Below are 12,425 nucleotides of genomic sequence, written 5' to 3' on the forward strand. Positions count from 1 at the left end.
CCACGCTGTCGATCCCGTTGAGGGACAACAGGTGCGAGAGCATCAACCCCGCCGGTCCGGCACCGACGATGCCGACCTGGGTGCGCGTCATGAGGGCTCCTCCACGAGCGGAACGGGAAGCAGTGCCGGGAGATCGGCGAGCTCGATGCCGAGCACGCACACGTCGAGGTGACCGCCGCGCATCATCGTGAACGAGCCGGCCGGGATGTCAGACGCCACCAGCTTCGCCAGCGCCTGCCGGTCGATCATGCCAGGCGTCCGATGTGGACGACACTGTCGACGTAGATGCCCGGTGTCACAACGTGTTCGGGGTCGATTTTCTCGAACTCTTCGACCTGCAGGACGGTGGTCGTCGCCGCCGCGGCGTCCTGTGCGGTCTTGTGAACGTTCACGAGCCCTCCCGGAGAACCTGTCTCGCCACGGAGAACGCGTGGTTCGCCGCCGGCACCCCGCAGTAGATCGCGCTCTGCAGGATCACCTCGCCGATCTCGTCCTCGCTCAACCCGTTGCGCAGCGCCGCCGCCACGTGCAGCTTGAGCTCGTCCCAGTGCCCGCGCGCGATCAGCGCCGTGAGCGTGATCGCGCTCCGCATCCGCCGGTCGAGGCCGGGCCGGGTCCACACCTCGCCCCACGCGTACTTGGTGATGAACTCCTGGAAGTCGCGCGTGAAGTCGTCCGGGGCCGCCCGGTCGACGTGCGCGTCCCCGAGCACCTCGCGCCGGACCTTCATGCCTTCGTCGTAGGACACCGCATCTCCTCCAGCACCTCGGCGATCACGCCCGCCACCGCCACCGGGTCCTCCACGGGCGGCAGATGCCCGCACCCGCCGAGGACTCGGTCGGCGCCGTCCGGCGACACCACGACGTCGTGCTCGCCGACCAGCACCCTCACCGGTTTCACGGCCGCACCGGCCTCGAACTCCGCCAACGCCTCGCAAGCGTGTGCGTACGACTCCCGGTCGGTCTCCGCCAACGCCTTCAGCATCGCTCCGGCCGTCTCCGGCTTCCGCACGATGAACCCCGGCGCGAACCACCGCTGCGCCGATCCTTCGACCATCACCGGAGTTCCGGCCCTGCGCACGAGGGCGGCCCGCTCGTGCCACATCCCGGGCAGCCCGATCCGGCGTGCCGCGCCGATGCACACGACCGCGTCGAACGGGCTGTCGCGCCTGCTCGCCAGCTCGAACCCGACCGCGCCACCGAACGACACCCCGGCGTACGCGACCGGCCTGCCACCGGCGAGTGCCGCGACCCGGTTTCCCAGTTCGCCGGCGATGTCCTGGACCGTGAACGGTCCGGCTGCGGTCCGGCCGGCGCCGTGGCCGGGCAGGTCCCAGCCGATGACCTCACTGCCCAGTGCCTGCACGCAGTCCCGCCACAGCATCGCCACTGACGTGCCGAGGGAAGGACCGACGACGATCAGCCGTTCGGATGACTCCGACCCCGCGAGGCGAGTCAGGCTCAGCTCAGCCGCCATTTCCGTCAGACCCCTTTGGGACGATGGGAGTGGGGGCTTCGTGCTCCCCCCGGAGGGGGCCCAGTCGGGATCGATCCAGTCGGGATCGATCCAGTCGGGATCGATCCCGAAGAAGCGCCTGGTCGATGAACGCGTGGGTGGCGCCGAGGTAGGCCGCGGGGTCCGTTCCACCGCCCCGCTCGGCGAGCAGGTCCCCGGCGGCCTCGGCCGCCCGCCGCGCCATCACGTCCGCGTGCACCTCGAGTCCCTCCACCAGCTCCGCCGCCTGCGAAGCCGCCACCACCGCCAGCTCCAGCAACGACCGCAGCGCCGGCCACTCGGCGTGCCAAGCCCCGTCCGGCCGCTCGTCCACGGCCCGGGAGGCGCACAGGTGCAGCTGCGCCCCCAGCTGCGGGGCCTGCAACGCGGCGCTGTTCACCAGCACCGACAGCACGGGGTTCCGCTTGTGCGGCATCGTCGACGACCCGCCCCGCCCGGCCACCGCGCCCTCGGACACCTCACCGATCTCGGGCCGCCCCAGCGTCAGCACGTCACCGGCGACGACCCCGAGCACGTCGCACACCCCCACCAGCGCGTCGCCGAGACGCGTCACCGGCGCGCGGTACGTGTGCCAGGGCATCCCGGGCCACGACAGCCCCAGGTGCGAGGCGAACGAGGCGGCCGCGGTCAGCGGGTCCACCACCGAGGCCGCGCGCGACAACGTCCCCGCCGCTCCCCCGCACTGCACCGGCAGCGACACACCGGACAGCGCGTCCAGGCAGTCGAGCACCCCCGTCAGCCACCGCGCGGCCTTGAGCCCGAACGTGATCGGCACGGCGAACTGCGTCAGCGTCCGTCCCGCCATCACGCTCGACCGGTGCTCCGAAGCCAGCGCGGCCAACGCACCGGCCAGTCGCTCCAAGTCCGCCGACACGCGCGTCAACACGTTGCGCGCCAACAGCATGAAAGCGGTGTCGAGCACGTCCTGACTGGTCAGTCCGGTGTGGACGGGAACGGACACCTGCGACCGGATCGCCGACACCAGCGGCAGCACCGGGTTGCCCGCGGCCTCCACCTCGGCGGGATCCAGTTCCGGCACCGACACGGAGATCGACGAGCCGAGCACGCGGGCCCACGCCACCTCGACCTCGACCAGCGCGCGCACCAACGCCGCGTCGTCGACGAGGCCGGCGGCGCGATGAGAACCAGGCAGCACGATCACGTCCGCGGGTACTCGAAGAACACCGTCTCGGACGGCCCCTGCAGGTGGATGTCGAACCGCAGCCGGCCGTCGTCCTCGCGCGACGCCACCAGCCCGTCGACGGCCTCGGCGGCTCCTGGCAGGTAGACGCGCGTGAACAACCGGTCGAGCAGGCCGCGCGCGAACAGCGTCACCGCGAAGAACGGCAGGCCCGGCTCGATCGTGCTGAACCAGTAGTGCCCGGCGCCGTCGGTGCAGCACCGGCCCCAGCCCGTGAACCCGGCACCGCGCCGCCGCAGCGACCCTTCCACCTCGGGCACCACGCCGGAGGCGTCGGCCTGGCGGATCTCGATCATCGCGTCGGGCACCGGGGTGCCCGCGCCGTCGAACACGTAGCCGTGCAGCACCACGGATCCGGCCGAGCCGAACGGCACCAGTTCCGCGTCGCCGGGGAACGCCAGTGCGTGGTGGAAGAACGGGCCGACGGTCTGCCCGGGAGTCGCCTCAGTCATCGGAAGGCTCCATGTAGGTCGCGTGGCTGCCGGTCAACACGATGTCCCAGCGATAGCCGAGCAGCCACTCGTGTTCCGACAGCGAGTGGTCGTAGGACGCGACCAACCGCGACAGGGCAGCGGGATCGGTGATCGACTGGGCGATCGGGTCCAACGCCAGCAGCTGGTCGCCGGGGAAGTACATCTGGGTGATCAGGCGCTGGGTGAAGTCCGTGCCGAACAGCGAGAAGTGGATGTGCGCAGGCCGCCAGGCGTTGTGGTGGTTGCGCCACGGGTAGGGGCCCGGCTTGATCGATGTGAACGTGTACCAGCCGTCGTCGTCGGTGAGGCAGCGTCCGACGCCGGTGAAGTTCGGGTCGAGCGGCGCCGGGTGCTGATCGCCCTGGTGCGAGTAGCGGCCCGCGGAGTTGGCCTGCCAGATCTCGACGAGCTGGCGGCGCACCGGGCGTCCGTCGCCGTCGAGGACGCGGCCGTGCACGCGGATGCGTTCGCCGACCGGCGCGCCACCGCGTTGCACGGTCAGGTCGGCCTCGATCGGGTTCACGTCGGAGTGGCCGAAGACCGGCGCCACCAGCTCGGCTCCCTCGGGATCGACGAGCTGGAGCTCCTTCGTGGGGTGACGCAGCCGCGTGCTGCGGTACGGGGCGAAGTCCAGCAGCGGCGCACCTGCCGGTGAGTCCGCCTGGATCTTCGCGATCTCGTCGCTGATCTCGTGCTGGCTGCTCGTCACGCGATCGAACGTTAGGGACGAGACCACCGAGCGTCGACCGAAGCTTTCCGCTGAACGGAAACCTTGCCGAACTTGACGCGCCTGAGACGACCGCTCATATTGGGTGGTATGCCGAGGGCCAGTGTGCGGGAGCAGATCGTCGACGCCGCGTTCGAGCAGTTCCACCGCCACGGCTACAACGCGTGCGGCGTCAAGCTGATCACCGACAGCGCCGGCGTGCCCAAGGGCTCGTTCTACAACCACTTCGAGAGCAAGGAAGCCCTCGCCCTCGTCGTGATGGACCGCTACGGCGCGACCAGGCACCTCGACAAGCTCGCCGAGGCGTCGGTGCCGCCGCTCACCAGGCTGCGCGACCACTTCGAGGCGCTCGCGCAGGACATCATCGACCTCGGCTACGAACGCGGCTGCGTCTTCGGCAACTTCAGCACCGAGGCGGCCGACCACATTCCCGCGATCCGCGACGGCGTCCGGACCGCCTTCGACCTCTGGGCCACGGCGATCGCGGCCGTGATCAGCGAGGCGCAGGAGGACGGGTCGGTCACCTCGGCCACCGACGCCGAGACCCTCGCCCGGTTCCTGCTCAACGCCTGGGAGGGCGCGATCGTCGGCGAACGCGCCGCCAAGGACGGGTCGTCGTTCGCCGCGTTCTTCACGGTCGCGTTCGAGGCCGTCCTGCGCTGACTGCCGCTCCACCACGACCGACGGTCCTCAGACCCTCGATGAGCTCGTGGTCTCCTGCTGAGGAATCAGCGTGCCGCGGACTTCGTTCGGGACAACGGGGCAGCCTCGGGTCTCCAGCAGGACAGGGCTTCCAGTCATCTACCGCTCAGGCGGCGCTTTGGTGGCCGACGCGGCGACGAACGCCACCATCAACGCGACGGGGACGAGCAGGAGCGCGTTGAGGATGCCGACCTCGCTCGCCAGCAAGCCGAGCACGGGTGGGCCGGCCAGGAACGCGGTGTAGCCCAGCGAACTCACCACCGAGACCCTGGCTGCCGACCTGGCAGGATCTCCGTCGCCCGCCGCGCTGATCCCGACCGGGAAGCCCAGGGCCGCGCCCAGCCCCCACAGCAATGCCCCCATGACGGCGACGACGGTCGCGCCGCCGAACAGCACGAGCAGCAGTCCGAGTAGCGCGACCGCCGCTGACGCACGCAACACCGACGCCCGGCCGTACCGCCGCAGCGCCCATCCGCCGGTCAACCTGCCGATCGTCACAGCCGTCACGAACACCGCGTAGGCGACGGCGCCGAAGGTCTCGCCGACCCGGTAGCCGTCGACGAACGCGATCGCGATCCAGTCGTTCGCCGACCCTTCGGTGAAAGCGAAGCCGAGCACCAGCAGACCGATCATCAGTGTGCGCGGCTCGCGCCAGGCCACCAGCAGGCCAGATTTCCCCGCTGCTTCCCGCATCCTCCGCCGTGCGGTGAGGAACCGCCTGCTGACCACCGTGAGAACCGCCGGAACCACAACCGCCAGCACGAACAGCTGCCAGAACAACGGAATCCCGGCAGCCGCGCACGCCGCGCCGATCCCCGCGCCCGCGATCGTGCCGATGCTGAACACCGCGTGCAGTCCGGGTAGCAGCGGCGTTCCGGAATGCCGCTCGATGTCGACGCCCTCGACGTTGATCGCGACGTCCCACAGCCCGTTGCCCAGGCCGACCGTGATCAGTCCCGCCGCGGCGAGCGGCACCGACGCCACGACGAGTCCTGCGCCGAGGACGCCGAGTCCGGCGCCCACGGCCGCCCCGCCCAGCACCACCGCGGGCGTCGCGCCGACGCGGTGCACAACCGGTCCCGCGATGGGCAGCCCCGCGATCGCCCCACCGGAGAAGCAAAGCAGCAGCAGGCCCAGCTGTCCGGACGACAGTCCGAGGGTGTCGCGGATGGCGGGTACCCTGGCGATCATCGCGGCGAACGCCACCCCCTTCACCGCGAACGCGATCGCGAGCGCCGTCCGAGCTCGTCGCAACGCCGTCAACGCGACTTCATCGACTTGTGACATCGTCAGCTCTCGTTCGGCTCTGATGTGCACATCAGCGCACGGTCAGCTCGGGGAACGGCACGATGAACATGCCCCCGCCACCGGTGAAGTCCACCGTCTTGGCGGTGATGTCCGCGCTGAAGTTCCACGCGAACAACACGCAGTAGTCAGACTCGTCGGGGGTGAGTTCGCTCGGCGGCCGGATCGGGATGCCGGAGCCGGGGACGTACAGCCCGATCTTCTTGGGGTTGTCGTCGGCGATCCAGTTCACGGCATGGCCGATCCCCGCTTGCGACATGAGGGTGACCGCCCTGGCCGATGCGCCGTAGCCGCAGATGCGCTTCCCGCTCGCGTGCAGACTGCCGACGACGTCGCACAGCATGGTGTTGACCCGCGAGACGCGGGCGGCGAACCGGCGCAGGAGGCTGCCGTCGGTCAACCCCGCATCGTCCTCCCTGCGCAGGAGGTCGGTCACCCTCGGGCTGATGTCCGCCTGGGTGAGCCCGTCGGCGAGTTTCACCCAGCACCGGATCGAACCACCCTGAGTGGGTACCTCCTCGACGTCCACGACCTCCATGCCGTGCCGGTTCACCGCGGAACGCATGGTGCGCAGCGAGAAGTAGGCCACGTGCTCGTGGTAGATGAACTCGTACATCCCCTCGGTGACCATGGGCAGCAGGTGCGCGGCCTCGAAGACGCCGTGTGACGTCGGCATCAGCAGCGCCCGCACTCCGCGCAGGGTGCTGTTCAGATCGCTGACGTGCGCGAGGACGTTGTTCGCCAGCACGATGTCGGCCGGCCCGAACTCGGCCATGACCCGCTCGGCGACCCGCTCGTCGAAGTGTTCCGGGTACGTGGGAATCCCCGACTCCGTGGCCTGGCGGGCGAGTTCCACCGCCGGGTCGACGCCCAGCACGCGCATCCCCTGGTCAGCGAAGGCGCGCAGCAGGGTGCCGTCGTTGGACCCGACTTCGACGATCGCCGAGCCGGGTGGGATCGCGTGTCTGGCGATGAGGTAGGCGGCGAGCGCACCGAAGTGCCGGACCAGTCCGGGCGCCGCGCCGGTGGCGTACTTGTAGTCGCGGAACAGCAGATCGCGGGATATGCGGTCAGCCAGCTGCACCAGTCCGCATTCCCGGCACCGGGACAGCCGGAGCGGGTAGGTGGCGGCCGCCTGGGCTTCATCGGCCGTCGCGGCGAGGGCGTTCGCAGGAGGAGTGGGCCGCAGCGTGATGACCTCGTCGAGCGATCGCGCCATGCACAGCAGGCAGGAACCAGGCTCGCCGTCGGTCATGTCGTCTTCCTCAGGTGCGCCGGAGGGAGGATCAGCCGGTCGATGCCGGTCAGGTGTTCGGCCACCTCCGGCCTGACCTCCATCGGCGACACCCGGACGACCTCGTTCTCGTAGTTGTCGCCCTTGCGGTCCCAGTCGGACAGGGCGAGGAACACGGTGTCCTCGGCGAACACCGTGCAGTGCGACACACCGGGCGGGCTGACCACCGACTGACCGGGACCCACCTCGGTCACCGCGAGGTGCTTGTCCAGCCCTTCCTCGATGTAGATCATCAGGCCGGACACGACGTACATGAGGTGGCTCTCGTTGAGGTGGTAGTGGTTGCCGCGCACGGCACCCGCGAACGACTCGATCACCGTCGCACCGGCCACGGCGAAGGACGGGAGCGAGATGATCCGGCCGCGGTCGTCGGTGTACACGGCATCGGGGAGGATGATTTGCTCGGACATCGGGGCGCCTCCTGTTCGGCGGTGCGGATCACGAAACGACGAGCGAGTCGACGTTCCACCGGAATTCGTCGTCCAGCTGCCCTCCCGCGCGCATGGCGAGGAGGAACTCACGCCGGTCGGTGTCGGCCCACCCGTCCCGGGCCGCGCGCATCCGCAGCCGCAACTTGCCCTGGTAGGCCGCGACAACCTCGCGCATCCCGTCAGCCACCGAGCAGGTCGGGGCGAAGCCGCCGAAACTGTTCAGGAACTTGTCGAAGCACACCACGTAGCTGCGGCCGTCGACAGCGGGGACGTGGGACACGGACAGCTCGGGCACCAGGTCGCGTGCCATGTTCACCACGTCGATGATCTGGTGGTTCTGATCGGGAAAGCCGACGTTGAAGACCTCGCCGGACACCGCGGCGGGATCGGCGTTCAGGACGAAGGCGATCGCCCTCGCCGCGTCGCGCACGTGCAGGAGCGGGCGCCAGAGCTCACCGGTCCCGTTGACCTGGACCGCACCCCATCGGGCCGCGGTTCCCCCGATGCGGTTCACCAGGATGTCGCTGCGGAAGGAGGGAGAGTCACCGAAGAGCGTGGCGAACCGCAACGCGACCGGGGCGAACGACTCCGTCCGCAGACGTAGCGTTTCTCGCTCCGCCTGGACCTTGCTCACCGCATAGGCCGTCTCCGGAGCCACCGGGTCGTTCTCGTCCAGCATGTCCGCGCCCGCGGCGGTGCCGTAGACGCTGCACGAGGAGGCGAAGACGTAGACACGCGCCCCCAGTGCCCTGGCCATCCGGGCGAGCCGCGCGTTCGCCGCGCTGTTGATCTCGTGGGTGACCGACTCGGAAAGGTCCCCGCACGCGTCGTTGCACATCGCCGCGAGGTTCACCACGGCGTCGCAGCGGTCGACGTCCACTTCCCCCACGTCCCGGATGTCCTGCCTGGGCTGCACGGGTGCCGGGTCGAAGAACCCGATGTCCAGCCCGACGACCTCGTGGCCGTCCTGCTGCAGGAGGTCCTGCAGCGAGCTACCCAGGTAGCCGCGGTTGCCCGCGAGGAGCACTTTCACAGCTTCTGCCTTTCGCCGGAATGAATCGCGCGCTCCACGACCTCGGCGGGCCCGACGCGATGCTGCCTCAGTTCAGTGCCGCTGACGGCTCGATCGTCGAGGCGAGCGCCACCAGCAACTCGGTGGTGGCCACCTCGGGCGGAATGGAGGCCGATTTCAGCGGGTTCGGCGCCACGATCTCGTCGAAAAAACTCCGGACCTGGTTCGCCAACGGTTCTTCGGTCGCCTTGAATGTCACATTGTTGCGCCTGTCGAACAAATGCCTGTCGGTCCACTCAGCGACGACACCGCCGCTGTCGAACAACGTGATCCGCTTCAATCTCGGAATTCCCGGCCGGGTGGACACCTCAGCCGTCCCCATCCCCATCGCAATCTCGACAGTACCCGTTTCCGACGGTTCGCGTGTGATGGTCGACGCCACTGGCCCGACACCTCCCCCCAGGAGGTGAGCAATGCTGATCACGTGCGGGACGTACTCCCATACGATGTCGGAAGGCCCGGTGCCCGGCGCGAATTTGTGCCAGACCAATCGCCAGCTCGGCGCAGCGCAGCCCGCCACCAGGTCCGCCAGCGCCCGCAATGCGGTGTCGTGGCAGTGCGTGTAACCGGTGCGCAGGACCAGCCCTCGGGCTGATGCCTCGGCTTCGGCCACCTGAGCATCGGCGACGCTGGTCGCTGCGGGCTTCTCCACAAGAACATGGAGGTCACGGCGTAGACACTCGATCACCAACGCCCCGTGCGTCTGCCTGGGCGTCGCGATGACGACTCCATCGAGCTCGCGGTCGAGCGCAGCCGCGAGCGAGGTCGAGTGCCGAACTCCTGGGTGCCTGGCCGCCAACCAATCAACATTGTCGCCGATCTGCCGGGTGTGGCAGACAACTAGTTCCGCGCCAAGTCGAATAAGTATTTCTGGATAGCGGCGCCCCCACCGGCCGAGGCCGACAAGCGCTACCTTCACACACTTCACTTCCCCCCGGATGGAATATCGTCACACCGCCTCTCGGTACGCACGAGAGGCCCCCAGCGAGACTTTATTCCGTATGCCAATGCACGCTAGCCGCAGGCAAAACAGAGGCCATACCGCTATCTGGGTGACGAACTCGTTTTAGCGCCATCCCCACCGTTGGCATACATATCGTGGAGTTGTGCGAATCGGACTTCTGACGCGTGAGTATCCGCCCGAGGTATACGGCGGAGGAGGCGCGCACGTGGGCAACCTGGTGCCGCGACTCCGCGACCTGATCGATGTCGACGTGCACGGGTATGGGGATCTGGTCACCGACGACCCCGCACACGTCCACCGCCACCAATGGCCCGCCGCGGTCGCCGACGCCAACATGGCCCTGCGGGCGCTGTCGGTGAACGCGCACATGGCCGCTCGACTCGGCGGTGTCGACCTGGTGCACTCCCACACCTGGTACACGAACCTGGCCGGGCACCTCACGAAGATCATGTACAACGTGCCCCACGTGATCACGGCGCACTCGCTCGAGGCGCGCAGGCCGTGGAAGGCCGAGCAACTCGACAGCGGTTACGGGGTGTCGTCCTGGATGGAGGACACCGCCTACCGCGGCGCGGACGCGGTCATCGCGGTGAGCGAGTGGATGCGCGGCGACGTCCTCGAGTGCAATCCCCACCTCGACCCCGAGCGCGTCTTCGTCGTCCGCAACGGGATCGACACCGAGCAGTTCCACCCGACCGAGGAGCGGGAAGCGCTCGTGCGGTACGGGATCCACCAGGACCGACCGCTGGTGCTGTTCGTGGGCAGGGTGTCCCGCCAGAAGGGGATCCTCCCGCTGCTCTCGGCCGCTCGCCGGTTCAACCGGGACGCGCAGCTCGTGCTGTGCGCGGGCGCGCCGGACACACCTGGCCTCAGCGACGAGGTGGCTGCCGCGATCGACGAGTTGCGCACCATGTTCGACCGTGTGCTGTGGATCCCTGACCTGCACGACGCCACGGTCCTGCGCCAGCTGTACGCGGCAGCGACGGTGTTCGTTTGCCCGTCGGTGTACGAACCGATGGGCATCGTGAACCTGGAGGCGATGGCTTGCGGGACAGCGGTCGTCGCGGCGGAGGTCGGCGGGATACCGGAAGTGGTCGTGCCCGGCGAGACGGGAGTGCTGGTCCCGTACCCCCAGAAGAACTACGCGGGCGCGCTGGCCGATTCCGTGAACGCCGTACTCGACGATCCCGCCTGGGCCGCAGAGCTGGGGCGGGCCGGTCGCAAGCGGGTCGAGGAGTTGTTCTCGTGGACCGATGTGGCCAGGCGGACGGTCGACGTCTACCGCGGCGTCCTGAACGGGGACGGGCGGTGAGCGGCGACCAAACCCCGGCGCTGCTGATCGGCAAGCAGACCGGCCCGGTGGAGCGCGACCGGTCCCGGCTGTTCCCCGGCGTCCCGGAGCGCCTGCTCCACGCCGATCTGCACAACCACACCCTGTTCTCCGACGGGGCCGGGAGCGCCGAGGACGCGTACTCGACCATGCGCAAGGCCGGGCTCGACGTCGCGGCCGTGACCGACCACGCGTACGGGATCTCCGCCCCGGAGAAGACGATCGATGACGCGAGCTGGCGCAAGCTGGGCAGCATCGCCGACGCGGCCGACGCGCCCGGCGAGTTCGTGGCGATCCGCGGCTTCGAATGGTCGAGTCCGTCCCTCGGACACATGAACGTCTGGGGTTCCGGCACCTGGACGGAACCGCTGCCGCTGAGCGCAGACGGGGTCCCCGGCCACCTCGCGATCGGCGACCCCGGTCCGCCGGACGATCCAGCCGCCATCGCCGAGTTCTACGACTGGCTCCGCGCCGACCCGGACCGGCGGGAGAAGGGCGGCGGGCGGGACGGGCTGATCGGGTTCAACCACCCCGGCCGGGAGGCGGGCCGGTTCGGGTTCTTCCGCTACGACCACGAACTGGCCGGACGCGTGGTCGCCTTCGAGATGTTCAACCGTGACGAGGACTACCTGTTCGAGGGAGTGGACACCGGCATGCCGTCCCCACTGGTGGAATGCCTGGATGCGGGCTGGCGGGTCGGCCTGGTGGGCGTCACCGACGAGCACAGCACGGACTGGGGCTTTCCTGAAGGCCTCGGGCGGACCGGGCTGTGGACCAGGGGCCGGTCTCGGCCGGCGGTGCGTGAAGCCATGCTGCGAAGGCGGATGTTCGCGACCCGGGAACGTGGTCTGCTGGTCGACGGCGCGGCCAACGGGCAGGCGATGGGCACCCCCCTGGCCGTCGACCGGGCGGAGGTGCGCATCGTGGTCCACTTCGACGGCGGTGCCGACTGGATCGGACACCCACTGCGACTGCAGGTCCTCCGCACCGGGCGACCACTCCCGACGGTCGTCGGCGAGCTGGACTTCACCGTGTCCCAGGACGGGCTGGTGTCGTTGAAGGTCTGGCTGGAACGCGAGGCCGGCGACTGGGTGGTGGTGCGGATAAGCGACCCTGCTCGCCCGGCCGACCGCCGGGCGGCCTCGTTCGCCGACTACCGGTCGGCAGGTCACACGGTCGCCTACCTGAGCCCGTTCTTCCTGGTGCCCGGTCGTGTCCTCTGAGAACTCCTGACTCGACGAGAGGTTGCGGAGCCGGCGCCGGCAGATGATGGCGCAGGCCAGGCCGAGGAGGCTCGTGGATGTCGCGGATATCCCAGCGTCCAGAGCGTCCGCGGCGTCGAGCTCTCGCACAGTGATCAACACACCGATGACCGACTCCATTTCAAGATCGTCGTGTCAGGAGTCCTCGC

16 protein-coding genes are annotated in these 12,425 nt (G+C 69.3%); 3 read left to right on the plus strand and 13 right to left on the minus strand.

What is annotated here, in order from left to right:
* From VM306_RS05805 to pcaH, 8 genes are all read right to left on the minus strand, one after another.
* On the minus strand, positions 1-91 hold a 91-nt coding region (locus VM306_RS05805), incomplete at its 3' end, for an FAD-dependent monooxygenase (RefSeq protein ID WP_325511763.1).
* On the minus strand, positions 88-249 hold the full coding sequence (locus VM306_RS05810; protein ID WP_325511671.1) for a hypothetical protein: 162 nt from the start codon (positions 247-249) through the stop codon (positions 88-90). The genes VM306_RS05805 and VM306_RS05810, both read right to left, overlap by 4 nt.
* Positions 246-392: a CoA-transferase gene (locus VM306_RS05815; RefSeq protein ID WP_325511673.1), complete on the minus strand. Its 147-nt coding sequence runs from the start codon at positions 390-392 to the stop codon at positions 246-248. The genes VM306_RS05810 and VM306_RS05815 overlap by 4 nt, the downstream gene beginning before the upstream one ends.
* A complete protein-coding gene (gene pcaC, locus VM306_RS05820) occupies positions 389-730 on the minus strand; it encodes a 4-carboxymuconolactone decarboxylase (RefSeq protein WP_325511765.1) in 342 nt (113 codons plus the stop codon). The genes VM306_RS05815 and pcaC overlap by 4 nt, the downstream gene beginning before the upstream one ends.
* Positions 727-1,476: an alpha/beta hydrolase gene (locus VM306_RS05825; protein ID WP_325511675.1), complete on the minus strand. Its 750-nt coding sequence runs from the start codon at positions 1,474-1,476 to the stop codon at positions 727-729. Before VM306_RS05825 ends, pcaC begins: the two co-directional genes overlap by 4 nt.
* On the minus strand, positions 1,466-2,671 hold the full coding sequence (locus VM306_RS05830; protein WP_325511677.1) for a lyase family protein: 1,206 nt from the start codon (positions 2,669-2,671) through the stop codon (positions 1,466-1,468). The genes VM306_RS05825 and VM306_RS05830 overlap by 11 nt, the downstream gene beginning before the upstream one ends.
* A 2-nt stretch (positions 2,672-2,673) precedes the next feature.
* Entirely contained in the window at positions 2,674-3,168 is a 495-nt protein-coding gene (gene pcaG / locus VM306_RS05835; RefSeq protein ID WP_325511679.1) for a protocatechuate 3,4-dioxygenase subunit alpha, read from the minus strand.
* Positions 3,161-3,898: a protocatechuate 3,4-dioxygenase subunit beta gene (gene pcaH / locus VM306_RS05840; RefSeq protein WP_414672332.1), complete on the minus strand. Its 738-nt coding sequence runs from the start codon at positions 3,896-3,898 to the stop codon at positions 3,161-3,163. The genes pcaG and pcaH overlap by 8 nt, the downstream gene beginning before the upstream one ends.
* Before the next feature lie 108 nt (positions 3,899-4,006).
* Between pcaH and VM306_RS05845 the strand changes: the two genes are divergently transcribed.
* Entirely contained in the window at positions 4,007-4,579 is a 573-nt protein-coding gene (locus VM306_RS05845) for a TetR/AcrR family transcriptional regulator (protein WP_325511681.1), read from the plus strand.
* Positions 4,580-4,717: 138 nt separating this feature from the next.
* Here the strand turns inward: VM306_RS05845 and VM306_RS05850 are convergent, their stop codons facing one another.
* The 5 genes from VM306_RS05850 to VM306_RS05870 form a co-directional block, all read right to left on the minus strand.
* Positions 4,718-5,905 carry an MFS transporter gene (locus tag VM306_RS05850; RefSeq protein ID WP_325511683.1) on the minus strand — a complete coding sequence of 396 codons (1,188 nt, stop codon included), beginning with the start codon at positions 5,903-5,905 and terminating at the stop codon, positions 4,718-4,720.
* 31 nt (positions 5,906-5,936) lie between these two features.
* Positions 5,937-7,178 carry a class I SAM-dependent methyltransferase gene (locus VM306_RS05855; protein WP_325511685.1) on the minus strand — a complete coding sequence of 414 codons (1,242 nt, stop codon included), beginning with the start codon at positions 7,176-7,178 and terminating at the stop codon, positions 5,937-5,939.
* Entirely contained in the window at positions 7,175-7,627 is a 453-nt protein-coding gene (locus VM306_RS05860) for a cupin domain-containing protein (protein ID WP_325511687.1), read from the minus strand. The genes VM306_RS05855 and VM306_RS05860 overlap by 4 nt, the downstream gene beginning before the upstream one ends.
* 28 nt (positions 7,628-7,655) lie before the next feature.
* Positions 7,656-8,681: an SDR family oxidoreductase gene (locus tag VM306_RS05865; protein WP_325511689.1), complete on the minus strand. Its 1,026-nt coding sequence runs from the start codon at positions 8,679-8,681 to the stop codon at positions 7,656-7,658.
* 67 nt (positions 8,682-8,748) lie between these two features.
* The gene (locus tag VM306_RS05870; protein ID WP_325511691.1) at positions 8,749-9,639 is read right to left on the minus strand and encodes a Gfo/Idh/MocA family protein; all 891 of its coding nucleotides are present in this window, start codon (positions 9,637-9,639) and stop codon (positions 8,749-8,751) included.
* Positions 9,640-9,826: 187 nt separating this feature from the next.
* Between VM306_RS05870 and glgA the strand changes: the two genes are divergently transcribed.
* Both glgA and VM306_RS05880 read left to right on the plus strand, forming a co-directional pair.
* Positions 9,827-10,996 (plus strand): glycogen synthase, encoded by a 1,170-nt coding sequence (gene glgA, locus VM306_RS05875; protein WP_325511693.1) that lies wholly within the window; start codon positions 9,827-9,829, stop codon positions 10,994-10,996.
* Complete coding sequence (locus VM306_RS05880) at positions 10,993-12,237, plus strand: CehA/McbA family metallohydrolase (protein WP_325511695.1); 1,245 nt, start codon at positions 10,993-10,995, stop codon at positions 12,235-12,237. The genes glgA and VM306_RS05880 overlap by 4 nt, the downstream gene beginning before the upstream one ends.
* Positions 12,238-12,425: the final 188 nt, after the last annotated feature.

It is taken from the genome of Lentzea sp. (genome assembly GCF_035525475.1).
Classification (GTDB): Bacteria; Actinomycetota; Actinomycetes; order Mycobacteriales; family Pseudonocardiaceae; genus Lentzea.

Coding starts and splice junctions, on each gene's coding strand:
- VM306_RS05810 (WP_325511671.1), bottom strand. CDS start 249: ATGATCGACCGGCAGGCGCTGGCGAAGCTGGTGGCGTCTGACATCCCG.
- pcaC (WP_325511765.1), bottom strand. CDS start 730: ATGAAGGTCCGGCGCGAGGTGCTCGGGGACGCGCACGTCGACCGGGCG.
- VM306_RS05825 (WP_325511675.1), bottom strand. CDS start 1,476: ATGGCGGCTGAGCTGAGCCTGACTCGCCTCGCGGGGTCGGAGTCATCC.
- pcaG (WP_325511679.1), bottom strand. CDS start 3,168: ATGACTGAGGCGACTCCCGGGCAGACCGTCGGCCCGTTCTTCCACCAC.
- VM306_RS05845 (WP_325511681.1), top strand. CDS start 4,007: ATGCCGAGGGCCAGTGTGCGGGAGCAGATCGTCGACGCCGCGTTCGAG.
- VM306_RS05850 (WP_325511683.1), bottom strand. CDS start 5,905: ATGTCACAAGTCGATGAAGTCGCGTTGACGGCGTTGCGACGAGCTCGG.
- VM306_RS05855 (WP_325511685.1), bottom strand. CDS start 7,178: ATGACCGACGGCGAGCCTGGTTCCTGCCTGCTGTGCATGGCGCGATCG.
- VM306_RS05860 (WP_325511687.1), bottom strand. CDS start 7,627: ATGTCCGAGCAAATCATCCTCCCCGATGCCGTGTACACCGACGACCGC.